The 23992-nt window shown below is 61.3% G+C and carries 20 protein-coding genes and 1 pseudogene; 9 read left to right on the forward strand and 12 right to left on the reverse strand.

The features are described from left to right. Window positions 1-3: 3 nt before the first annotated feature. Window positions 4-1026: a sugar kinase gene (locus GRH90_RS10390; RefSeq protein WP_162365865.1), complete on the reverse strand. Its 1023-nt coding sequence runs from the start codon at window positions 1024-1026 to the stop codon at window positions 4-6. A gap of 322 nt (window positions 1027-1348) precedes the next feature. Between GRH90_RS10390 and GRH90_RS10395 the strand changes: the two genes are divergently transcribed. After that, complete coding sequence (locus tag GRH90_RS10395; RefSeq protein WP_162365866.1) at window positions 1349-1984, forward strand: YceI family protein; 636 nt, start codon at window positions 1349-1351, stop codon at window positions 1982-1984. Here GRH90_RS10395 and GRH90_RS10400 read toward each other — a convergent pair. The 3 genes from GRH90_RS10400 to GRH90_RS10410 form a co-directional block, all read right to left on the reverse strand. Continuing rightward, window positions 1954-2727 carry a DUF3750 domain-containing protein gene (locus tag GRH90_RS10400; protein WP_162365867.1) on the reverse strand — a complete coding sequence of 258 codons (774 nt, stop codon included), beginning with the start codon at window positions 2725-2727 and terminating at the stop codon, window positions 1954-1956. The genes GRH90_RS10395 and GRH90_RS10400 overlap by 31 nt on opposite strands. Before the next feature lie 50 nt (window positions 2728-2777). Next, window positions 2778-3890, reverse strand: a complete 1113-nt coding sequence (locus GRH90_RS10405) for an endonuclease/exonuclease/phosphatase family protein (protein ID WP_162365868.1) — start codon at window positions 3888-3890, stop codon at window positions 2778-2780. 190 nt (window positions 3891-4080) lie between these two features. After that, the gene (locus GRH90_RS10410) at window positions 4081-4857 is read right to left on the reverse strand and encodes an SDR family oxidoreductase (RefSeq protein ID WP_376766068.1); all 777 of its coding nucleotides are present in this window, start codon (window positions 4855-4857) and stop codon (window positions 4081-4083) included. Between the two features lie 155 nt (window positions 4858-5012). Between GRH90_RS10410 and GRH90_RS10415 the strand changes: the two genes are divergently transcribed. From GRH90_RS10415 to GRH90_RS10450, 8 genes are all read left to right on the forward strand, one after another. After that, window positions 5013-5342 carry a winged helix-turn-helix transcriptional regulator gene (locus tag GRH90_RS10415; protein WP_162365869.1) on the forward strand — a complete coding sequence of 110 codons (330 nt, stop codon included), beginning with the start codon at window positions 5013-5015 and terminating at the stop codon, window positions 5340-5342. 239 nt (window positions 5343-5581) lie between these two features. Then, window positions 5582-7042, forward strand: a complete 1461-nt coding sequence (locus tag GRH90_RS10420; RefSeq protein ID WP_162365870.1) for a M20 family metallopeptidase — start codon at window positions 5582-5584, stop codon at window positions 7040-7042. A gap of 49 nt (window positions 7043-7091) precedes the next feature. Continuing rightward, a complete protein-coding gene (locus GRH90_RS10425; RefSeq protein WP_162365871.1) occupies window positions 7092-7808 on the forward strand; it encodes an ABC transporter permease in 717 nt (238 codons plus the stop codon). Beyond that, window positions 7808-8533, forward strand: a complete 726-nt coding sequence (locus GRH90_RS10430) for an ABC transporter permease (RefSeq protein ID WP_162365872.1) — start codon at window positions 7808-7810, stop codon at window positions 8531-8533. The genes GRH90_RS10425 and GRH90_RS10430 overlap by 1 nt, the downstream gene beginning before the upstream one ends. Before the next feature lie 63 nt (window positions 8534-8596). Beyond that, window positions 8597-9454 (forward strand): transporter substrate-binding domain-containing protein, encoded by an 858-nt coding sequence (locus tag GRH90_RS10435; RefSeq protein ID WP_162365873.1) that lies wholly within the window; start codon window positions 8597-8599, stop codon window positions 9452-9454. A gap of 172 nt (window positions 9455-9626) precedes the next feature. Further along, a complete protein-coding gene (locus GRH90_RS10440) occupies window positions 9627-11162 on the forward strand; it encodes an SrfA family protein (RefSeq protein ID WP_162365874.1) in 1536 nt (511 codons plus the stop codon). Continuing rightward, the gene (locus GRH90_RS10445) at window positions 11163-14147 is read left to right on the forward strand and encodes a virulence factor SrfB (RefSeq protein WP_162365875.1); all 2985 of its coding nucleotides are present in this window, start codon (window positions 11163-11165) and stop codon (window positions 14145-14147) included. An 8-nt stretch (window positions 14148-14155) separates the two neighbouring features. After that, entirely contained in the window at window positions 14156-16678 is a 2523-nt protein-coding gene (locus tag GRH90_RS10450; protein WP_312857179.1) for a virulence factor SrfC family protein, read from the forward strand. A gap of 175 nt (window positions 16679-16853) precedes the next feature. Here GRH90_RS10450 and GRH90_RS10455 read toward each other — a convergent pair. The 8 genes and pseudogenes from GRH90_RS10455 to GRH90_RS10490 all read right to left on the reverse strand — a co-directional run. Next, window positions 16854-17165 (reverse strand): annotated as a pseudogene (locus tag GRH90_RS10455) (helix-turn-helix domain-containing protein); the annotation flags it as partial. A gap of 424 nt (window positions 17166-17589) precedes the next feature. Further along, window positions 17590-18174, reverse strand: coding sequence for a TetR/AcrR family transcriptional regulator (locus tag GRH90_RS10460; protein ID WP_162365877.1), 585 nt, complete (start codon window positions 18172-18174; stop codon window positions 17590-17592). 403 nt (window positions 18175-18577) lie between these two features. Then, the gene (cobT, locus tag GRH90_RS10465) at window positions 18578-19633 is read right to left on the reverse strand and encodes a nicotinate-nucleotide--dimethylbenzimidazole phosphoribosyltransferase (protein WP_162365878.1); all 1056 of its coding nucleotides are present in this window, start codon (window positions 19631-19633) and stop codon (window positions 18578-18580) included. Window positions 19634-19662: 29 nt separating this feature from the next. Beyond that, on the reverse strand, window positions 19663-20271 hold the full coding sequence (locus tag GRH90_RS10470) for a histidine phosphatase family protein (protein WP_162365879.1): 609 nt from the start codon (window positions 20269-20271) through the stop codon (window positions 19663-19665). Continuing rightward, window positions 20268-21017 carry an adenosylcobinamide-GDP ribazoletransferase gene (cobS, locus tag GRH90_RS10475; RefSeq protein WP_162365880.1) on the reverse strand — a complete coding sequence of 250 codons (750 nt, stop codon included), beginning with the start codon at window positions 21015-21017 and terminating at the stop codon, window positions 20268-20270. The genes GRH90_RS10470 and cobS overlap by 4 nt, the downstream gene beginning before the upstream one ends. Further along, window positions 21014-21616 carry a bifunctional adenosylcobinamide kinase/adenosylcobinamide-phosphate guanylyltransferase gene (cobU, locus tag GRH90_RS10480; RefSeq protein WP_162365881.1) on the reverse strand — a complete coding sequence of 201 codons (603 nt, stop codon included), beginning with the start codon at window positions 21614-21616 and terminating at the stop codon, window positions 21014-21016. Before cobU ends, cobS begins: the two co-directional genes overlap by 4 nt. 19 nt (window positions 21617-21635) lie before the next feature. Then, window positions 21636-23177 (reverse strand): cobyric acid synthase, encoded by a 1542-nt coding sequence (locus GRH90_RS10485; protein WP_162365882.1) that lies wholly within the window; start codon window positions 23175-23177, stop codon window positions 21636-21638. Next, window positions 23177-23989, reverse strand: coding sequence for an energy-coupling factor ABC transporter ATP-binding protein, CbiO family (locus GRH90_RS10490; RefSeq protein ID WP_162365939.1), 813 nt, complete (start codon window positions 23987-23989; stop codon window positions 23177-23179). The genes GRH90_RS10485 and GRH90_RS10490 overlap by 1 nt, the downstream gene beginning before the upstream one ends. Window positions 23990-23992: the final 3 nt, after the last annotated feature.

Genomic DNA, 23992 nt, shown 5'->3' on the forward strand with positions numbered 1-23992 from the left:
AAATCAGCGATTGAGACTTGCCCCGCCGCCTTTTTTCATCACCGAACGAATTTCAGATTCCTGCACCAGGTTTAAATCGCCGCTGACGGTGAGTTTCAATACGCTGGCGGCAATGGCAAAATCAATCCATTCCTGGGCGGCAAAGTTATGCAGTAGGCTGTGCATCAAGCCTGCGCCAAACGCATCGCCCGCGGCGACGCCTTCCATCACGTGCATCTTATAGGCGGTGGATTCGTAGAACTCGCCATCTTTCAGCAGCAGGCCCATCCATTGACTGTCTTCCACGGAGTAGATATTACGCAAGACGCTGGCCACCACTTTACACCCTGGATATTTTTGCGTTACCGCCAGCATGCCTTGTTTGAAAGACTCTTTTTGGTCAATACCGCGCGACATATCGCCGTCAAAGGCGTTGATGCCGAGCGTCGCGGCAAAATCTTCGTCATTGGCGATGCAAATCTGGACATACGGCATCAATGTCGACATGACCTGCCGGGCCTTTTCGGGCGACCACATCTTGCCACGGTAATTCATATCGCAGATAACCGGGATGGCATGCGCCTGGCAATATCCACAGGCGGCGGTCACAATCTGCGCTAATTCGGTTGAAATTGCCGGGGTGATACCGGAAAAATAAAAATAATCAATACCGCTGAATACGTCATCCCAATTGAATTCTGCTTGTTTTACCTCAGCCAAAGCACTGCCGGCCCGGTCATACATTACATTAGTTGACCGTACGCTGGCCCCTTTCTCAAGGAAATAGATCCCCAGACGGTTGCCGCCACGCAATACCCTGGTGGTGTCTACGCCGTATTTACGTAAAGTAGCCAGCGCCGTCTCACCGAGCAGATTGGCCGGTAACTTGGTCAAATAAGCAACCTCATTGCCAAGCAGTGCCAGCGATACGGCTACGTTAGCTTCGGCGCCGCCATAGGTTGCTTCAAATATATCTGACTGCATGATGCGGTTGTTGCCGGCCGGCTTCAATCGCAGCATCATTTCCCCAAACGTCAATACCTTCATTTTTTACTCCGTATCTGCGGCCAAATTCACCCTGCCGTCCACCATGAGCGCTACCTGGACAGGCCGGGCCCGTATGGCGCGTTTGCCCGACCTAAAACCACACTGACACCATGGAGATAAAAATCAAGCATTGGCAGGAAAAAAGATGCAAAACGGCGGCAGTTGTCTGCAAATTAACCAGAAAGTCAGGCGGCAACGCGGTCGCCACGATAGGGTAAACACGCTGGCGGCGGTCCCGCTGGAGGGTGATCCGCTGGGAAAATGAATAAAATCGTCTTCCGGGGTGTTCACTACTCAACGTCACCCCTTTGAGGATTTCTTTATGTTGCGCTTTATGTCGCTACTGACATCACTGTTGCTGAGTCTGGGCGCCAGGGCCGCGCCGGCGCATTACGACCTCAATGCGGCGGCGACTTCCGCCGTATTATCATGGAAAGTACTTGGCATGGGCAATTCACATGCCGATGTTTCAGGCATAACCGGGCGGTTAGATCTCTATCCCCAGCAGGACATAAATGACCGCATCCAGGTCAGCATTCCGGTTCGCAATATCGATGCCCATAACAGGATATTGACCGATGAGCTTAAAAGCCCGGTATTTTTCGATCAGGAACGCTATCCTTATGTGACATTCACCAGCACGCGGGTTGTCTCTGATGGCCAAGACCGCTACCACGTGTTCGGCTCGCTACATGTCAAGGCCATCAGCCACCCGATAATCCTTGAGGCAAAAGTGATCTCCCTTGAGGATCCGTGGACCGGTGAGCGCCATCTTACCTTTTACGCCGACACCGCCATTGAGCGATCGGCATATGATATGACACGTTATATCCCGATGGTCAGCGATCGGATCAATATTCATATCATGATGACCCTGCCGCAACATTCGGCCGCGCCAGAAAAGCGGTCATCATCGGCCAACCGTTCTCAGCCGTCATCCTTCTCCACTTTGTCATAGCCCAGCCGGCCGATAAAAGGTAAACGCAGCGCCGGAGATTTAAAATCCACGCCCATATTCAACCCTAAAATATTAATCTCGACGCCCTCTTCCACGCCCAGGGTTAAACCGAGCAACCCGAGTAACGATAGCTGCAAGCCAGAGCCTGACGGGGGTAAGCCAATCGGATGCGTTAATGACCGGAAATCCTTGCCGATGGCGTTGGCCGGCAGATCCAGCCTGAGTTCAGGCACTTCCCTGCCGATATGGGCCAGAAAGGTATTGCTGTTGGGGCCGGGCCAACTGCGGTAGGTATGCCCATAGGGGTAATCCCCTATCGCGGCCTCGATGCGCGGGATCATGGCCTCGGCATGCGCGCCGCGGTGATCCGCCAATAGCCGTGGCCTTGAGCCAAACCAGTAGCCATCGGAGATCTGGTAGTTACGGCGAACAACATTATCGCCGCCCCAGCCTATGACCTCGTATCGGCTGTAGCGGGTTGATCCCGCCTGCTTGAAAATAATCCAGGGATGGACTGCCACCAGGCCCCGCCAGCCATAGGTGGGCGCGGCATAGATTTGCACTATCGCGATATGGGCGAATCGTACCGGATCCGGCGCAATCCCGGCGGAATCACGGCGGGCCGTCGTCCAGCTTTGACTGGCGAATATCTCCCCGCTCTGCGTCGCCTTGGCCAAACTTTGCCCGAACGACAGCAGCAGTACGCAAATAAAACCAATACTTAACGCTTTAAAGACAATCATATACCCTTCCTACGCAGGCTTTACATGAAGGACGGCCCCTGGGAGGGGCGCTAGAGATCAATGTCGACCCAGAGCGCGCCGTGGTCCGAGCCGGCTTCCGCGGGACGGGTAAGTTCGTCGTAGGTATCCCATTTCCTGGGCCGCACGCCGGGCCACATGCCTTTGCGAAAAACGCCCCCGGCCTGAACCCTGGCATAGAGCGCGGGGGATAACAGCATATAATCTATCTTGTTGGCGGCGGCGCATGCGCCGAAGGTGCCGGGATAACCGCCGTTATCGAAGGCGGGATGCAGGAAGATATCCTTGAGCGATGTCCCGGCGATCAGCGGCGTTAACGGCGCGCTATCGGGGGTGTCGTTGAAATCGCCGATCACGGCGATATATTCGGCGCCGGCCTGGAGAAGACCCGCGTAAATCACGGCTATACGTTCCGCCTGCGCCCGGCGTTTGGCGTCCGATGCCGCCTTGCCGCCATAGCCTTTGCTTTTCAGGTGATTGACCAGTACCAGCAGCCGGGCGCCCCCGGCGGTGGTGATTTCGAACTCCGGACAGTCGCGCGAGAAGACGGCTTCGCCGTTTGGCAAACGATCGTCGACATGGCTGCGCATGGCGCCAATCGGATAGCCGTCCCGGCTCATCAGGCCGACATCGATGCCGCGCTCGTCATTGCCGTCGATGACCATTACATGGCGAAACGGCGCGCCACCGACGGCCGGTACAATTTCCAGGTTAAAGGCCGACAATACCGGACGGCTCTCAGCCTCCACCACGCCGAGGACATCCGCCCCGAGGTCATTCATCACCCGTGCCGTATTGCGCATGGCAAACTCGTTAATCGGCGCGTCCCGCAGTTCCAGCGAGCCCACCCAGTCGGCGCGGCCGGCGGCGGTAATTTCTATGCCGCCCGTTTTTGGCCGCTTCAGCAGGCCGCCGCGGTTGCGTCGCAGGATGACAAAAGGGCCGGTGTCCGATTTTTCCAGGCCAAGCTTTATGATAAGCCCGGCCATGTTCTTTTTAGCGTCGTCACCATAGTTCACCTGGCCAAGCAGGCTGTTAAGCGCCGCGAAGCTTTCCAGCACCGGACGCCCCTCCGCCCAGGTCTCAAGGTTCATCGCCTTGGCGCGGTCGAATAGATTTTCGACATTATAAACGGCTAGTCGCATCATTTTCTCCTTAGTGACCCCGGTCGGGCTGTATCCGGGAGGTTTACATTGTATTAATGCAAATCCAAATAAGTAAATGCAACTGACATCAAAGAGTGAACCCGGTATAAAGATTCCCTTATAGAGACATCCTGGCGTCCATAATCGCGTCGATACCGCTTGGGACGCGAAAAAGCAGCGGTGATTTATATCAGGCGGTCGGGATGGTACCGCCATCGATAACGTATTCAGTGCCGGTAATGGTCGCCGCCCTCGGGGAAGCGAGGAAAGCGATAAGATTGGCCACTTCAACCGGTTTCGACGGCCGGCCCAACGGGATACCGCCCAAAGACTTCATGATAATCTCCTTGCCGCCGGCGTAATCGGTTCCGGCCCCTGCGGCGAGCCGCTCCGCCAGGGCAACCGAGGCCTCGGTCTCGACCCAACCGGGGGAAACCCGCAGCACGCGCACCCCTTGGGGCGTGACTTCCTTGGACAGGCTCTTGCTGTAAGTCGACAGCGCCGCCTTCGCCGCCGCGTAGGCGGTGGTCGACTCTGGCAGCGGCAGATGACGCTGGATTGACGTGACGTGGATGATAACGCCCGTTCCACGGGCCAGCATGCCGGGAAGCAAGGCGCGATCGAGCCGTACCGCCGGGAAAAGATTAAGATACAGCTCGTTATGCCATTCATCCTCTCCCAGCGCGGCGAAGCCGCCCGCCGGCGCCGACGAACCGCCAAGAACGTGGACAATAATATCCACCCCGCCCAGACGGTCATTAACGGCATCGACGACGGCGGCGCAGCCGTCAACCGTGGCCACATCCGCGGCGACGAACATCTGTTCCGGCATGGCGTCCGGACGGGAACGGGCGGTGGTAATCACGTTTGCGCCATTCTGGCGGAACAGCGCTACCACCGCCGCGCCGATACCTTTGGTGCCGGCGGTGACCAGCACGCGCCGGTCTTTCAGGTCAAGATCCATCATCAGTGTCTCCACGGGGTTAAGCGTGCCGCGGTATGAAAGCGGCAGGCAATTTAGCGCCTTCGCACTGAAGAAGCGACGGCGCGTTGCTGTGCCATGAGTATCACCATATACTTTCGTTACGACAAGAACGCACGAAAAAGTAAGTCACTAACCAAATGGTAAAAAATGCCTATACCCCGGTGACCGCCGCCGTTGGGGTGGAAAACGCGCTGCGGCTGCTGGAGGGCCGCTGGAAACTGGTGATCTTGTTTCATCTGTTTGGCGGACGGGTCCGCCGCTATTCCGATCTTGAGAAACTGATACCGGAGATTTCCCAGAAGATGCTGGCCCAGCAACTGCGCCAGCTGGAAGGCGACGGCATCGTGCTGCGCAAGGTCTATCCCCAGGTTCCTCCCAAGGTGGAATACCGCCTGTCGGAATGGGGGCAGGCGCTATGTCCCGCGCTTGATGCCCTGTTGACCTGGGCGGAACTGCGGGACTCGTAAATCACGGGCTATTCATAAATCACGGGGCATTGCCCTTATTGCACCAAAATTGATCACCGCGGTCCCCCTGCGCCTCATTTTAGTACATCGGCCGCCCGTGGGTTGCCGCCTTCCCCCGCTTATGGGCAGCCGCCGCCCAATCGCCGTCAGTTATAGGGCAAACAGAACTGGCCTCTTTCTTGCTTGGTAGTTGTACATGTATAGATAAGCTCATTCACTGCCGTTTAAGGATCGCTGTCATGCCGTTGCGTAATGTTAATGAAGAAAAAGGGACCGTCGACAACGCGTTGTTGCATCATATCTGGTCGTTAATTGATGAAAAAAAGAATACGTTTTGCGATCTGAGCGATCGGATATGGGCGACGCCCGAAGTGAACTACACCGAGGTAAAATCCTCGCGGGCGCATCTCGACATCCTTAAAGCGCAGGGGTTTCGCGTTACCGAAGGCGTTGCCGGCCTGCCGACCGCCATGATGGGCGAAGCGGGTTCAGGCGGTCCGGTGATCGCCATCCTCGGCGAGTATGATGCGTTGCCCGGCCTGAGCCAGCAGGCGGATGTGGCGCGGCCCATCGCGCTGGAGGAAGGCGGCAACGGCCACGGCTGCGGCCATAATATGCTGGGCTCCGCCGCGCTGCTGGCCGCCACGGCGGTGAAGGATTACCTGGCGTCAGAGGGTCTGCCAGGCCGCGTGCGTTTTTATGGCTGCCCGGCGGAGGAAGGCGGCGCGGGCAAGGGGTTTATGGTGCGGGCCGGTTTATTTGACGATGTCGATATCGCCATCTGCTGGCATCCGGGGGCGTTTAACTGCGTCAAGGAACCGAATTCCCTGGCCTGTAATGAAATCAACTACCATTTCCACGGGCGAGCTTCCCACGCCTCGGCCACGCCGCACCTGGGCCGTAGCGCGCTTGACGCGGTGGAGCTGATGAACGTGGGCGTCAATTACCTGCGCGAACATATGCCGAACAGCGCGCGTATCCATTACGCCATCACCGATTCAGGCGGTTTTTCCCCGAACGTGGTGCAGGCGAAGGCGACCGTGCGTTACCTGGTGCGCACCCGCACCCTGCCTGAGCTGCTGGAACTGCTGGCGCGGGTGGATAAAGTGGCCGAGGGCGCGGCGCTGATGACCGAAACCACCATGAAACGCAATATCCTCAGCGGCGACGCCAACCTGGTGGCCAACCGCGTGCTGGAAGAGCTGATGCAGTCTCACCTTGAAGCGCTCGGCGGGCCGGGATTCGATGAGGCCGATTACGCCTATGCGGCGCGATTCCAGCAGACGATGTCAAAAGAGGAAATCAGCAGCGCGTTTCACCGCACCGGCAAGACCATGGAGTCGGGTGAAACGCTGTGTGATTATGTCCTGCCGCTCGACCGACCGGCCAGCACCATGATCGGCTCCACCGACGTGGGTTCGGTAAGCTGGGTGGTCCCAACCGTCCAGGCGCAAAGCGCCACTTATACCATCGGCACGCCCGGCCACTCGTGGCAGTTGGTGGCGCAGGGTAAATCCTCGCTGGCCCATAAAGGGCTGGCCCACGCGGCGAAAGTCATGGCCAGCACGGCCATCGACCTGATGAAGCAGCCGTCGCTTATCGAGGCGGCCAAGCAGGAGCATAAGCGTCAACTGAAGGGTACGCCGTTTATCAATCCGATTCCCGACGATGTGTTACCCCCCTTTCCCGGCACGCATTGATGACGGCCGTTGATTCAGAGTTTCGATTGCAGGATGCAAGGAGATAAGCATGGCAGACCTTGGTTTTTTCCAGGCCCTGAGCTTTGGGCCGGAGGGATGGGGGCCGATGTTGCTCTCCGGCGCGCTGATGACGATCGCCCTGTCGATGTCGGGCTTTTTGCTGGCGGGCGTTATCGGCGCGCTGTTTTCCTGGGCAAAGATTTGCGGCAACCGCCCGGTACGCTATATCGCCGACGTCTATACCACGGTGGTTCGCGGTATTCCGGATCTGCTGATTATCTACCTGTTGTATTTTGGCGGCAGCCAGGCGCTGACCTCGCTGGGCAAGCTGTTCGGCGAGGGGCAATTTATCAGTTTTCCCGGTTTCCTGGCGGGCATGCTGGCGGTGGGCATCGCCGCGGGCGCGCAGCAGACGGAGGTGTTTCGCGGCGCCTTTTATGCCATCGCGCCGGGCGAGCTGGAGGCGGCTAAGGCCTTCGGCATGAGCGTCCCCGTGCGCATGCGCCGCATTATTATCCCGCTGCTGCTGCGCCATGCCCTGCCGGGCATGGGCAACGTTTGGCAACTGGTGCTGAAGGCCGCCGCGCTGGTGTCGGTTACCGGCCTGGCCGAGCTGATGAACAAAGCGCAGACCGGTGCCGGCTCCACCGGCAAACCTTTCGATTTTTACTGCGCCGCGGCGGTGCTGTACCTGTTGATTTCCGCCTGTTCGGGCTGGTCGCTGAATAAAGCCGAAACGCACTATTCGCGCGGGGTAAAACGCTAATGGACCTTGAATTCCTCTGGGAAACCTTTTTGCAGTTGATACCCGGCATCCCGTTGACGCTGAAGTTGGCCTTTTATTCCGTGGCCATGGGCTTTTGCCTCGCCTTCCTGCTGGCGCTGGCCCGGCTCTCGCCGTATATCTGGCTGCGCGCGCCGGCGCGGTGTTATGTGTTCTGCCTGCGGGGGACGCCGCTGCTGGTGCAGCTGTTCCTGATTTATTACGGCATGAGCCAGTTTGAAGCGGTACGCAACAGCGTGCTGTGGCCGATACTGCGCGAACCCTATGGCTGCGCGCTGCTGTCGCTTTCGCTGTGTACCGCCGCCTATGGCAGCGAAATCCTGCGCGGCGGCCTGCTATCCGTTCCCCATGGCGCGGTGGAAGCCGCGCGCGCCTGCGGCATGACCCGCCTGCTGGTGGTGCGGCGCATCCTGTTCCCGATGGCGATCCGCCAGGCCTTGCCCGCCTACGGCAACGAGCTGATTTCGATGGTGCAGTCCACTTCCCTGGCCTCGATTATCACCCTGATGGACATTACCGGCATCGCCGCGCAAATCATCTCCAATACGTATCGGGCGCTTGAGGTTTTCCTGGTGGCGGGCCTGATTTACCTGCTGATCAACCTGCTGATTACCCGGCTGGTGATGTGGCTGGAATACCGGCTGACGCCGCATCTGCGCGCGCGCGCGACCTCAATCGATAAAAAAACGCTGGGAAGCGCGCACTGATCCAAAACGACCGTTTTTGCGCCGCAAGGCGAATTATCCCTTTATTTATACAGGAGTTATAGAATGAAATTGGCAAGCCTGGTACGCATATTGTGCATTACCACTACCCTGGTGGCCAGCTTCAGCGGCCATGCTGAAGAGGGAAAAAAATGGACGGTGGTAAAAATTGCCACCGAAGGGGCGTTTCGCCCCTACAACTTTACCAAACCCGACGGTACCCTGGATGGGTTTGAAATTGATTTGTACAAAGTGCTGTGCGCGAAGATGAAGGTGGAGTGCCAGATTACGGTGCAACCCTTCGCCGGCGTCATCCCGGCGCTGAATGCCGGTAAATTCGACGCTATCATGGACGGATTGTCCGCCACCGAGGCGCGTAGAAAAATCATCGATTTTTCCGCCTCATACAGTAATGCCGGGCAGGGTTTCGCCGTGCTGAAAAGCAGTCCGCTGGCCGCCATGCCCGACCTGGGCACCCGATTTTCCCTTAACACCGACGAAGCGGGCGCCAAGGCCGAAATTGAAAAGCTCACCCCGCTGCTGAAAGGCAAGGTTATCGGCGTACAGGGATCGTCCATCGGCCAGCAGTTCCTGGACAAATATCTCAAAGGAGTGGTGACCATTCGGGAATATAAAACCACCGAAGAGCACGATCTCGACCTGAAATCCGGGCGCGTCGATCTGATTTTCGCCTCGGCGACCTACCTTAACGGCGCCAAGGCCAAGCCGGGCAACGAGGCTATCGCCCTGGCCGGGCCGCAGTTTATCGGCGGGATCCTGGGCAGCGGTTCGGCGGTCGGCGTTCGCAAGACCGATCCGGAGCTGAAAAAAATGTTTGATGACGCTATTGCCGAAACCAAACGGGAAGGCACGCTGAAAACCCTGACCATGAAATGGTTCGGCATGGATACCACTCCGCAATAATGCGTTTCCCCGGCCTGCGGGTCGGGTTCCCCCTCCTTCGATACCCCGAATATTTGCCACTTTTGCCGCCTATTCGGGCGTTTGATTTGCCTGCGCCGGATTTACAGTATCGGCGGTAACAGAAAAATTTTTATTCCCCGTCGGGCGTCTCTTTTTCTAAGGTTCCTTTTGCGTGGCAAAATCATTTTTACGAAGTGGCGGTCTGCTGGATATTTATGCGCTGGGCGAACAGGGCCGGCCGGTGCATGCGTCGGCGTTGCAGATACGCGAAACCCTGCGCCTGCGCCAACAGCAGCGCATCGCCGACTGCCTGGCGATTCCCCAGCCTAACGAGGATGGCGATCGTATCGACTGGTATTCGCCGCGCGCGGGTAAGGTGTCCTCATGGGCCGGGGCCAGCGATGCTGAACGCGCGTCCGCGCTTAGGGAGCTGGAAAGCTGCCAGGCCGTCGCCGCCGAACTTTGCCGGCGCGCCGGGATGGCGGAAAAGGCCGCCCAACGGCTGTTTGGCGCGTTATTGTCAAAAGCCCTGCGGTTTCCCGATAAGCAGAATGTCTATCTGGTGGGCGGTAAGCCGGTGCTGACGTTCTGGGGTTTTGTCAGCCTGGATAAAAAAACCAGCGCCGACCCGTTCGAGAGCCTGCGCCCAGCCGTGGATCAGGCTCCTGATAAAACCATGGAGGTATCATTTACCGCGCTGGCGCAGGATGTCGAACCGACCGCACGACCCATCGGCGTTGACGAGCCGGCGGCGACAGCGTCAAGCCCGCCATCGCAGACGTTCCCCGCCGGGGAAAAATCTCGTCCGGCTGACAACCAGCGCCGGCGCCGGTGGCGTGTTTGGTGGCTGCTGCCCGCGCTGGCGGTGCTGGCAACGCTGGCGTCGCAAATCCGCGGCGGCGTATCCGGCGTCCTGCTTTCCCCGGCGCCGGCGTTATCCGAAGTTAGCGCCGAAAAACGGATTTTACCCGCCTCCGGTCATGCGCCTGAACCCGCGTTCCCGAGCCGTACACCCCTGGCGCCGCTTACCGGTGGCGCCGCCGCGGTTCATCCTGCCGGCGTGAGCGCCACGACATACCCGGCCGGAGGGACCACCCTGGTAAATCCCGGCGGCGCGGACGGTCGGGGCGCCCAGGCAACGCCGAACGACGCGGCGCATCCCGCATCCGTGCCAAACGGCGCGCCCGCCGCCGGGGATAAGCCACGGGAGGACCCGACGCCCGTAGCCGTAGGCCCAACCGTCCCCGCCCTCCAGGCGCCCCCCCCGCCGGCCGATAAGCCGGTGGCCGCTGCGGCCGCCCCTGAGCCGGCCTCCATCAGCAAGAACGCGCTGACGCTGTCGCCGGAGGCGATAAAAATCGGCTCGACGGATTTCCTTAACGGCAACTGGCGCGCCACGGTCGATATCAAGACGCCGCTGACCGGCAAACCGCCGAGTCTCAAATATCAGCTTAACCATGGCAAGGGCACGGTCAAGATAACCCATGGCGACGGCGTGACCTGCCGGACGGCGGTCGACGCCGGGCTGATGAAATCCGGCAATCTGGTGATCAATAGCCGCGCCAAGGCCCGGTGCAGCGACGGTACCCGCTATCAAATACCGGAAGTCGCCTGCCGGCAGGGCGCAAAAGGCGTGGCGGAGTGCAAAGGACGCTATGACGCCAATACAACCTTTCCGATAACGATGAAGCGCGAGAGTGGACAATAAATGCTGGCGACGATTACGGACTACCAACAACACATCCGGCTGATTGGCGACAGCGGCATTCAGTTTCTGGATTTTGCCCTGACGCCCGCGTTAAGCGACGACCTGCCCGGCAAGTTTGTCCGCCAGACCGCCAACGGCCCGCTGCTGCGCCTGGATTATAATCAGCAGACCGGCAAATATAGCGTGCCGGTGCCGGCAGGCGCGCCGCCGGAGGTGGTAAAACCCGAATTCAGTTTCCCCCTGGCGCAATCGCTGGCGTTGCTGGATAGCCTGTGGCTGCCGCTGCCCGTATTCCGTTTTACACCCCCGCGCGCCTTCCTGGGCGGCCCGGATAACTGGGCGCGGGTGCGTATTTGCGCGCTGGACGCGCCGGATCGGCATGGTTTTACCCACCGGGTCGGCGTCGCCTTCGATACCCGGGTTTATCCGGCCGACCACGCCGATCCTTCGATTGCCCCGAACGAAACCGATATCCAGAACGGCATCGGCTTCATCCTGGCGCACCGCAGCGACGAACTGGGCGAGTTCCTGGATCTGACCTGGGTCGACGGCTGGCTGCGCGAAGTCTTTACCCAGCAGGCCAGCCGCCGGGAAGATCGCAGCGCCCGCGAGATGGAAGTCGCGTTCCGCTCATTTGAATATCAGGCCCATTACCTGAATATACTGGCGATGCTCGGTGAACAGCTGCGTATGCCGGAGATAAAAATCAGCGCCGGCACGCTGCGGGAACCGGTGGTCAACGTGGATCTCATCCTCGACGTCGGCAACTCGCATACCTGCGGCGTGCTGGTGGAGGACCATGCCGATGAGCCGAATGGCCTGAAGCAAACCTATGAACTGCAGATCCGCGATCTAAGCGCGCCGCAGTTCTTATATAACGAGCTGTTTGAAAGCCGCGTCGAGTTTGCGCAGGCCCGGTTCGGCAAATCGAATTTTTCCCTGGAAAGCGGACGCGATGACGCCTTTATCTGGCCCGCCATTATCCGCGTCGGCCGCGAGGCCGGACGCCTGGCGTTAACGCGCCGGGGCACCGAGGGGTCCAGCGGGATCTCCAGTCCGCGCCGGTATTTATGGGATGAGGAGAGTTATGCCGCCGGATGGCGGTTCAGCCAGGGGCCGGGCCGGCCGGCAAATGAACCGCCGGCGGTGGCGGCGCCGTTTACCCACCTGATCAATGACGAGGGACGCCCGCTCTACCTGCTGCCGGCCGACGATCGCCTGCCGGTATTTTCACCGCACTACAGCCGCAGCTCGCTGATGACCCTGATGCTGTCCGAACTGCTGGCCCAGGCGTTGACGCAAATCAACAGCGTGGCGCAGCGTATGAAGATGAACCACGACGCGGCGCCGCGCCGGTTGCGCACCATCGTGCTCACCCTGCCGTCGGCGATGCCGAAACCGGAGCGGGAGATTTTCCTGCGCCGGATGAACGAGGCCATCGGCCTGGTCTGGAAGGCGATGGGCTGGCATAACGCCGATGACGCGTTCGCCACCCCCGGGGATCGGGGCAAAAGCCGGGTGCCGGTGCCCGAGGTGCAGATGGAATGGGACGAGGCCACCTGCGGGCAGATGGTCTACCTGTACAACGAAACCCAGGTTAATTTCGCCGGCCATACCGATGCGTTTTTCGCCGCCATGGCCAGGCCGGACAGAACGCCGGCCGCCGGTGAGGCCGCCGGCAAAAGCCTGCGCATCGCGTCGATTGATATCGGCGGCGGCACCACCGATCTGGCCGTCACGCACTACGGCCTCGACGGCGGCGGCAAGGACGTCAAAATCACCCCGCGCCTGCTGTTTCGCGAGGGATTTAAGGTGGCGGGCGACGATATCCTGCTTGATGTGATCCAGCTTTATGTCTTGCCCGCCTTACAGACGGCGCTGGCCAACGCCGGGCTGGACAATCCCGGCGCGCTGCTGGCCCGGCTGTTCGGCAACGATGGCCGCATGGGCGGACAAAGCGCGCTGCGCCAACAGGCGACCCTGCAGCTGTTTATTCCCCTCGGCCGCGCGATCCTGGCCGCCTATGAACATTTCGACCCGCTGGAAACCCAGACGGAAATCGATGCCACCTTCGGTGAACTGATTGCCCAAACGCCCGCGCTCAACGTGCTGGCGCATATCCAGGGCGAAGTGCAGCGCGGCCTGCCGGCGGACGCCGGGCCGTTCGATATCCTGCAAGTGCCCCTCCAGGTCAGGCTTGGCAAACTGCACGACGAGTTTTTGGCGAATCGCATGACGATTACCCGGCACCTGCGCTCGTTATCCGAAGTGGTGGCGCTTTATGACTGCGATGTATTGCTGCTCACCGGCCGGCCGGCGCGGTTTCCCGGCATCCAGGCGCTGTTCCGCCATCTGCAGCCGTTGCCCAATAACCGTATCCTGTCGCTGGACGGGTACCATACCAACGAATGGTACCCGTTTCACCAGCGCGGCCGTATCGAGAACCCCAAATCCACCGCCGCCGTGGGGGCGATGCTGTGTCTGCTGGCGCTGAGCCTGCGGCTGCCGGGGTTCTATTTTAAAGCCGGTGATTTCCAGCCCTACTCGACCCTGCGCTATCTCGGCATGCTGGACGGCAACCATACCCTGGCCGCCGAGAACGTCTATTACGACAATATCGATCTCGACGCGGCGGACTTCGCGCTGGACGCCAGGGCCGGCTTTCGTATGCGCGGCGCGCTGTGCCTGGGATTCCGGCAATTGGATAATGAACGCTGGCCGGCTTCAGCGCTGTATACGCTGTCGATAGTCGACCAGCAGTTGGCCCGGCGCGTGGCCGGCGAAAGCGAACTGCGTATCCGCCTGGCGGCGATACGGGGCGACGCCTCGTCCGGTCCGGAGCGGTTTGACATTGCGGAAGCGGTGCTGGAGGACGGTACCCCCGTGCCGCGGCATCATTTGCGGTTGGCATTAAATACCCTGGCCGATAGCGGCTCGGGTGCGACCGATTATTGGATCGATAGCGGGAGCATAGTGAAAAAATGAGCCAATTCATGTCTACGCCGTTGCCGGGACAACTCCAGCCGGGCCTGGACCCTGAGCCGTCGCGGCGTCAAATGCAAAATCAGTTACCGAACCCATTGCAGAATCAGTTGCATAACCGGCTGCATGGGGTCTTAGAGGGTATCGATCGGGCGATCGACTGGATCGCCGCCACGCGCCGTCACGCGCCGCGCCTGGATATGGAAGCCGGCAGGTTGGGCATACGGCTGCGCCGTTGCCGCACCCAGGCCCGCTATCTGTACAATGCGTCGCACGGCGAAACGGCCATCGGGTTCTACGGCCAGTCGGCGCGCGGCAAACTTCATCTGATCGCCGCGCTGGCGGCGGGACAGGACGGCGCGCTAACAACCGAACTAGGCGGCAAACGCCTTGATGTGCTGTCCCTGATCGAGCCGCAAAGCCGGACCACGGGTCTGGCGCTGCGGTTCAGCCGACGGCGGCCGGCGGAAAATTCCGCCTATCCGGTACAGCTCAAGCTGCTCGGTGAAGCCGATCTCGGCATGATTATGGTCAATATTTTCATGGACGGGACCGGACCGGACACCGCCGGGCGCGATCTGGGCGACCAGGCCCTGGACGATTGCCTGGACCGCTTGCTGACCCATCGCCAGGCGGAGCCGGTCGCCGGCATGAGCGGCGATCGGGTGGTGGAGTTGTGGGATTATGTCTCGCGCCATGACCGCCGGCGGCAAAAACAGCTTGAGATCCGCTTCTGGCCGTTGGCGGTGGAGCTGGCGCCCTATCTCAGCGTCGAGGATCGCGCCGAGCTTTTCTCGGTGTTATGGCAACAGCGAGCGGATCTCACCGTCGCTTACCGTCATTTTGCCGCGATCCTGCAACATCTGGACGGCGCGTCATACGTGATGGCGCCGCTTGGGGTGCTGGTGGACGATAACGCGCTGCGCGCCGACGGCATCCTGGACAACGCGATGCTCGCGCGCCTATACACCGCCGCCGACCCGCTTATCCAGGTGGCGCCCATACTGAACGGCGGGGCCGCAACGCCGGTCGAACTATCGATGGCCGAACTGGCGATGCTGGCCGTCGAGCTGCTGATCCCGCTGGACGCCCCGGCGCGCGCGAGTCTCGGTGAGCCGGTGGATTTAATTGATTTTGCCGGCATCGGCGGCAGCCTCGAGCGCGTAACGACACCCGCCATACCACAGGAAAACGCCATCGGCGTCGCCTACCCGCTGGCGCCCGCCCTGCTGCGCGCGCGCCGCGCTTACCTGCCCGAACGCTATGCCGACCGCCAGGACGTTAATCTACTGATGGTATGCACCGCGGCGACGCAACGCCCGGAGGTCGCCGCCGCCGGCAAGTTATTGGATTATTGGGTCAGGAGTACCCAGGTAGAAAATACCCGGCTAGGCGGCCGGCGCAAGCCGGGCCTGATCTGGGCCCTTACGCGTTTTGATCAGCGCGTGGTCCAGGGCCGCAACCACGACGAGGCCGTACAGCGTTATATCGGCAATCCGGGCGATACCTGGGGCACCCTGCTGGCAATGGACCCAAGGGGGATCAATAGCGTGGTCGCCTACCTGGCGGCCGAGGCTACGCGCGACGCCAAGCTGCGGCGGCTGAACGAGCAGACCCATGAGCTGCAGCGGGAGCTGGCGGAGAACCTGCTCGGCGGATGGCATCAGGCGGCGAATGAAGATCCGTTGCAAAAACAACCTATCGCCAACACCCTGCTCAAGGCGCTGCAGGCCCGCGCCGGCATGCACGGCGAACTGCTCGGCCACCTGCTGCCCGCGCGCGAAGAACTGCGCCGTCTGTATCTGCAAACGCAGCCGGACCGCGCCGGTGCGGCTGAACCCGGCCATCCCGGGCCTGACGGCGGGATGGAACCGTTTGGCCTGGGCGTCACCCTTGATTTGTTAAGCGATCCGCCGACGGGCGGCGGGCAAGGCCTATCCGCGGCGGGCATCGCCGGCGCGGGGCATGAAACGAATTATGCGCGTAAGGCGCGGCGTTATTGGATTAACCATTTGCGCGGCCTGCCGGACAACGGTCCGCTGCTGGCATTGCTGGGCATATCCCGGCCGACGATGGAAATTTTAATGACGGAGTTGATTACCGCCGCCATCCGGCTGGATATCGCGGGATCGCTTGACAACATCCTGGTGGATAGCGGGCCGCCGGGCCTGCCGGCCGACGGCAAAGCCGATCGGCAGGCGGCGCGGGTGCTGGCCGTACTGGGGGATTTTGTCGCCTGGCTGGGTTTTACGCAGGTAAGCGAAGCGCAGCGTCCCGATAGCCGCATCAATCCCGGCCATAAGATTTTTGCGCGTTTGACGCCGTCGTCGGACAACTGGGGCGCGGCAAACCGGCTGGCCCGGCTGGACGCGGTGCCGGTGAACAATACCGCCTTCTACGTTTATGACTGGCTGGTGGGGCTGAATACCCTCATCCGGCAAAATGCGGGCTATGCGGGCGGGTCGGAAATCGGCCCGGCGCAGCGTGAGCGCCTGGGCGCCATCATACGGCTGATTAATCCGGCATCGAACTAACCACGTCGATTTAATCATCCCGGCGCCGGCGGATACCGACGCCGCCGGCGCTAGCGTTTATCAACGTTATATCTGCTTACTAAAATACCGGCTGCGCCTCATGGGCCGCGCGCTTGGCCGGGATATACTTCTCATCCCTGGCTCCTTCCGCTTGATAAGGATAGGTTTTTTGCGAACGATAGGCGCCTGGCGTTTGGCTGAACTGGCGCTTGAAGGCGCGGCTGAACGATTGCTGCGAATCAAAGCCGCTTTGCAAGGCGATATCCAGGATGCTATGGTCTTTAAGACACAGTTCCGACGCGGCGCGTGACAGCCTGCGGGTACGAATATAGGTCCCCAGCGCATCGCCGGTTACATTGCGGAACATCCGTTGCAAATGCCATTTGGAATATCCGGACTTGGCGGCTACGTGATCCAGAGATAATGACTTATCCAGATTGTTTTCCAACCATTCCTTCAAATCCTGAATAATGACCTTCTGATTCATATAGACATTCCCCGTAAAAGTTAACCTTGCAGTTACAATATGACCGGTCGTCTTTTTAGTCAACCTCTTTTTATTAACGAACGATAATTTTATCCTAGAGGGCCGCCGACACCGGGCGCGAGGCAGACATGCCTGCCAGCCCCGCAATCGCCGGACGCAACACGGGCGGGTTAAAGGGCGGGTATGCTAGCGGGGTCGACATAATTGTGACATTGTCACGTATTTTTTTTCTGCGCAACGCACGGCGAGACGGGACGCCTTGGGCACGGTCATAAAAACGGCATAAGTCATGGCGGGCGCGGCGCTGGTCCAGATAGTATGGCCGACAACGGCGGCGGCGACCCAACAACTGGCCCGCCGTCCAAGGGTCAAGGTCCTTCCGGTCATGGTATGGCTCGCTATCGGCAAAAATCAGGCGCGGAAGTCACTCCGCCGTCGGACGGTTTAACAACGGAAAGGCCACGGCGAAAAAGTCGTCCAGCGGCTGCCGGCAACGGGCTATTTTCATGCGCACCACCGCGCCTTCCCAGCTGTTGATGACAAAGCGGGCGACTTTTTCGGCATCAAGGCTGGCGATAATGCTGCCGTCCTTTTGCCCTTCGCGCAGGGTGGCGGTCACGGCGGCGGTCCACTTTTCCAGCGATTGCCCGATAGCCTGGCGCAGCAACGGGGTGTTATCGGTCATTTCCGCGGCCAGGTTGCCGATAAGGCAGCCCTTTTCGTAACCGAAATCGGCATAATAAGCGGCCATATATTCAAAATGCGCGCGCAGTCGGTCGATGGGCGGCAGGCTCTGGTCCTCGAGGATTTCCCGGTTGGAATCCTGCCCATAGATGGAGAGGACTTCCAGCGCCAGCAGTTCTTTGGCTTTAAAGTAATTATAAAAAGACCCTTTTGGCACCCCGGCGGTATCCACGATATCCTGTACGCTGCACCCGCTGAAGCCAAGGGTGTGAAAACGTTCCAGCGCGGCGTCGACGATTTTATCGCGTACGCTTGGTTTTGCCATAAAAACAGAGCCTCCAGATAATGAATACGAAACGATTATATAGATGACCGGTCGTATTTTGCAAGCGGACAGCACCGCTCATCAGCCGTCCATCCCCAGCCCACCGGGACTCCCGGCGCTTAACTGCCGCCTTTCCGAAGGCGGAAAAGCGGTTATCTAAGCCTAGCCGGCCCCGTCGGGCGTCTTTGCCCGTTGGTGCGCCGATCCGGGGCGCCGCCCCCTCCTCCTCCGGCCTGCGGCTGAGCGCGCCGCCGGTGATGCGGCGGATGACGGGGTGGTTGCGGCACCGGGCGAAATGGCATCCTAAGCGCTGATTGCCATCATTGGGTGGATACGGGCCGCTCAGCGCTGCGATAGGACAATAGGGCAACCGCGCGGCATGCGGTTGCCCTATCGACGACGCTTAGTGGCTGGGCAGGACGATATCGCTGGCCGCCAGGGTGCCCATATCGTTATACACGGCGCAGGCGGCGTCCACCAGGTTCATGGCCAGCGCCGCCCCGCTGCCTTCGCCCAGTCGCATTTCCAGATCAAAATACGGACGCAGGTCCAGATGCGCCAGGGCAATTTTCGCTCCTTTCTCGGCGGACAGATGCGAGGGAATCAAATAAGGCCGCGCCTGCGGGGCGACGCGGCAGGCGACCAGCGCGGCGGCATAAGATAGAAAACCGTCCAGTATCACCGGCACGCCCTCGGCGGCGGCGCCCAGCATCACGCCGGCCATGCCGCCGAGATCATAACCGCCTACTTTCGCCAGTACGTCGACGCCATCCCGCGCGTCCGGCTGATTGACGGCGATGGCGCGCTCCACCACCTCGATTTTATGCGCCAGCATGGAAAGCGGCAGATTGGCGCCGCGCCCCACCACATCGGCCGCCGGCATACCGGTCAGTACGCTCACCAGCGCGGCGGCGGGCGTGGTATTCGCCATGCCCAGTTCGCCGACGCCAAATAAGGTAGTGCCCCGGGCAACCGCTTCGGCGACCAGCGCCGCGCCGGTTTCCAGCACGACGCGCGCCTGGCCGGTGGTCATGGCCGGGCCGGCGGCGATATTGCCGCAGCCGCGGCCCATGCGCCGGTCCAGCAGCCCGGGCAGGGGCTGTTCGCAGTCAATCCCCATATCCACCACGGTAACCCCCGCCCCGGCGTTGGCCGCCAGCACGCATACCCCGGTGGTGCCTTTTACCATATTAGCCGCCTGGATCGCGGTAACGATACGCGGCGATACCGCCACCCCTTCCTCGTAAACCCCGTGATCGGCCACCATCACCATCATCTGTTTACCGGCAAACGCCAGCGGCCGATCGCCCATAATACCCGCCAGCTGGACCGCCAGGGTCTCCAGCCGGCCCAGGCTGCCCGGCGGCTTGAGCAAGCCGTCCAGCCGTTGTTCCGCCCGCGCCATCGCCTGTTCGTCCAGGGGCCGGATGGCGTCGATAACCTGTTGCAGTGTTTTCATCATTTCTCCCGACAATATGGGTTGCGGTTTCAGCGTGCGGGCATCGTGGCCCGGCCGCCGTCGTTCAATCGGTTCAGTACACAAAATCCGTGGTCCAGCCGCACCTGGGTAAAGGCGTCCTGGCGGAAGGGGAAATGCCACATGGCGGTGGGCGGCAATCCCAGCAGGGTGGCCAGCAGCACGCCGAGCACGCCCTGATGGGCAACCAGCAGGATATTGCCGTCGTCCGCCTGTCCACGCAGGCGCGCGCTTGCCCGCTCCACCCGCCGCGCAAATTCCTGGAACCCTTCCCCGCCCGGCGGCGGCGCGTGCTGCCAGTCGTCGCACCAGGCCGCATAGCGTACCGGGTCCTGCGCACGCAGGTCCCGATGATGCCGCAGTTCCCACTCGCCGAAATTCATTTCGTCCCACTCCGGCCAGGCTTCGGGCGCCGTCCCCGGGCAGAGGATCGCGGCCGTCTCCCGGCTGCGCCGCAGCCGGGATGTCAGCACCCGCCCGAAGGGAATATCCGCCAACTGCCAGGCCACCCGGTGCGCCTGCCAGCGGCCCTGTTGCGTCAGGGGCAGATCGCTGACGCCGCAGTAGACGCCGTCGCGGTTGGCCCGGGTTTCACCATGGCGCGCCAGGTAGAGATTCATAACGGCACGCCCAGCGCCGCGAGTAAAAACAGCCATTCGAACACCTCCACGCCGCAGCCCAGGGTATCGCCGGTTTGTCCGCCCAGCACCGCATTGATCCGGGCACGGTAGCCATAGGCGAGCACCAGTACGATAAGCGCCGCCGCGCCGCCGCGCAGACCGGCAATCGCCAGTGTCAGCAACAGCCCGGCCAGCAGCGTGACGGCGAAATGATGGCCGTCGATCTTGCCGATATAGACATTGCCGAGGCCCGTTTCGCGGGCATAGCGCTGGCGGTACATCAGGATGCTTATCAGCGCGCGGCTGATGACCGGGGCGGTGATGATATAAGGCAGCGCGCCGCCGCGATGTTCGCTTAACGCCACCATTGCCGCCAGCCGCAGGCCGATGGCGAACACCATCGCCAGCGCGCCGTTGGTGCCGATGCGGCTGTCGCGCATGATTTCCAGCATGTGTTCCCGCTTGCGCGCCGAAAATATGCCGTCACAGGTATCCGCCAGCCCGTCGAGGTGGAAGGCGCCGGTAACCATGGCATTGGCCAGCACGGTGAGCAGGGCCGCCAACGGCGTGCCGAACACCGGCTGCGCCAGGGCAAACGCCAGCGCGCAGAGTAGCCCCGTCACCAGTCCCACCGCCGGCATCCAGATCACCCCGCGCGCATAGGCGTCCAGCGGCAAATCCTGCGTCCAGCGCGCGGGCACCGGCAGACGGGTCATGAATTGCAGGGTAGCCAAAAAGGATTTCATCGCGGTGCTCCGGCGTGGTGATTATCGTCTTGATTAAGGGGATGACCGGCGTTGCCCTTGATCGGCACCGGAATGCCGGATACCACCAGCCACACGTCGGTGGCGGCGGCGGCCAGCCGCTGGTTGACCCGGCCCGCGATATCGCGGAACCGCCTGGCCAGCAGGTTTTCCGGCACGATCCCCATGCCGAGCTCGTTGGTCACCAGCACCACCGGGCAACGCGCGCCGGCGCAGGCGGCTATCAGCGCGTCGATTTGCCCGGTGATATGGCGCTCGATGGCGACGAAATCCATCGCTTCGGGCGGCGCATCGCCCGCCCGATCGAACAGCAGATTGGTAATCAGCGTGGTGACGCACTCCAGCAGCACCGCGTCCACCCGATCCGCATGATCGCGGATCACCCGGTCGAGATCGCAATGGCCTTCCCATGTCAGCCAGTGCGCGGGACGATCGCGGCGGTGCTGCTCCACCCGCCGGGCCATCTCGTCATCGGTCACCAGCGATGTGGCAATGTACAGCACCGCGCCGCCGCCGCGCGCGGCCAGGGTTTCGGCCAGGCGGCTTTTACCGCTGCGCGCGCCGCCGGTCACCAGCATCATGTTATATTCCCCCACCCGATCATGCCTGTTCCCCCTTCGCCGCGTGCCGACGCATAATACGGTACAGCAATGGAATATCGATATGGGCGCGCATCTGGCTGGCCAGCGCATCAAACGACAGCTCCTTGCGTTCGCGCCAGCCGGCCACCGGCGTGTCGAGCTTGCCCAGGCCGCGCCGTTCGCGCAGCGCATCAAGCAGCGCCCGGGTAAACAACGGGCTGTCGAACAGTCCGTGGATGTAGCTGCCGGCCACGTCGCCGGCGGCGTTAACCGCGCCGTCATCCTGCCGGCAGGCGCGGCCGTTTTGGCTGGTCAGGGTGGCAAAAGGACGCGCGCCGGCGCCAAGCGTGGTCTGGCCCATATGTATTTCATAGCCGGTTAACGCCATCCCGCCACCGGCGGCAAATACGCCCGCCGGCAGGGCCCGCGCTCCCGCCTCCACCTGGGTGGTGATTTTGCGCGGTTCGAAGCGGGTATCGCAGTCAAGCAAGCCCAGCCCCCCGGTCTCGGCAATGCCCGATTCGATGCCGTCGGCAACCCGCCTCCCCAGCATCTGGAACCCGCCGCAGATACCCAGTATCGGCACGCTCTGCCCATGGGCGCGGTGGATATCGGCGTCAATGCCGTTATCCCGCAGATACGCCAGATCGCCAAGGGTATTTTTACTGCCGGGAATAATCAGCAAATCCGGCACCCCCAGCGACTCGCCGCGTTTAACATAACGCAGCCTGACGTCCGGCTGCACCGCCAGCGCGTTGAAATCAGAAAAATTAGCGATATGCGGCAGCTGGATCACCGCAATATCCAGTTCGCGGCCGCCCCCCCGGCGGTACTTGTCCCCTTGCAAGGCCACGCCGTCCTCATCCTCCAGCGGCTCGTCAAACCATGGCATCACGCCCACCACCGGCACGTCGGTCAGCGCTTCGATTTGCTCGATGCCCGGCCTGAGCAACGCCAGATCGCCGCGAAACTTATTGATGATCACGCCCTTGACCCGATCCTTTTCGCCCGGGCGCAGCAGCGCCAGCGTGCCGTAGATGGCGGCGAACACGCCGCCCTTGTCGATATCGGCCACCAGCAGCACCGGGGCGTTGGCCTGTTCCGCCATGCCCATATTGACGATATCGCGATCGCGCAGGTTGATCTCCGCCGGACTGCCCGCGCCCTCGATCACGATAATGTCATGGTCGGCCGCCAGGCTGCGGTATACCTCGCCGACCCGCTCGCGCAGCTGCGGCTTGTAAAGGTGGTAATCCATGGCGTCCATATGGCACAGCGCCTGGCCCATCACGATCACCTGCGACTTGCGATCGCTGGTCGGCTTAAGCAATACCGGATTCATGCGCACGTCCGGCTCGATGCCCGCCGCCTCGGCCTGGAACACCTGCGCCCGGCCCATTTCCGCCCCGGCGCGGGTGATCCAGGAATTCAGCGCCATGTTTTGCGCTTTAAACGGCGCGGTACGGTGCCCGTCCTGGGCGAAGATACGGCACAGTCCGGCCACCAGGACGCTTTTACCCACGTCGGACGCGGTGCCCTGCACCATAATCGATAAGGTCATTACACCGTCTCCCGCGATTGTTCGGAATAAGCGAACAGTTCCCGTTCGGTCTTGACCAGCGGCATGCCCAGCCGGGTATGGGCCTTGACCAGCCAGGGTTGGCTCAGTCCCGCCCGCGCCAGCATCGACGTTTGCAGAAACACCTCCCGCTCGCTGCCCTGTGCCAGCAGCCGCCCTTGCGCCATCACATAGATGTAATCGCAGATATGATAAATCAGGTCGATATCATGGCTGGCGATAACCACGTGCCGGCCCTGGGCCGCGATACGCTGGATAATGCCGATCATCGCCTCGCGGCCCTGCGGGTCCAGCCCGGCGGTGGGTTCGTCCAGCAGCAGGTAGTCCGACTGCATCACCAGCGCCCCGGCGATGGCCACGCGTTTTTTCTGGCCGTGGCTAAGATACTGGATCGGCCGGTGGCGAAATCCGTTGCCCCCCACCAGCGCCAGCGCCTGGTCAAGCCGTGCCTGGATGACCGCTTCGTCCACGCCGAGATTACGCAACGCGAAGGCGATATCGCTGTCGATATCGGTGTAAAACAGCTGGTGATCCGGCTCCTGGAACACCATCACCAGTTGCTGGCGCAGCGCCAGCAGGCTGCGTTTGTCGTATTCCAGCGGTTTTCCCCGCCACAGGACCCGGCCGCTTTGCGGCTTCTGCAAACCCAGCAGGTTCATAAACAGCGTCGATTTGCCGCAGCCGTTGGCGCCAATCAGGCCGGTGACCCGGCCGCGGCTGAAATCCAGCGTCAAATCGCACAGCGCCGGCTGATCCTGTTGCCAGGAAAAACAGAGTGCTTCGGTCGCTAACATCAT

The organism is Acerihabitans arboris, assembly GCF_010131535.1.
GTDB classification, from domain to species: Bacteria; Pseudomonadota; Gammaproteobacteria; order Enterobacterales; family Enterobacteriaceae; genus Acerihabitans; species Acerihabitans arboris.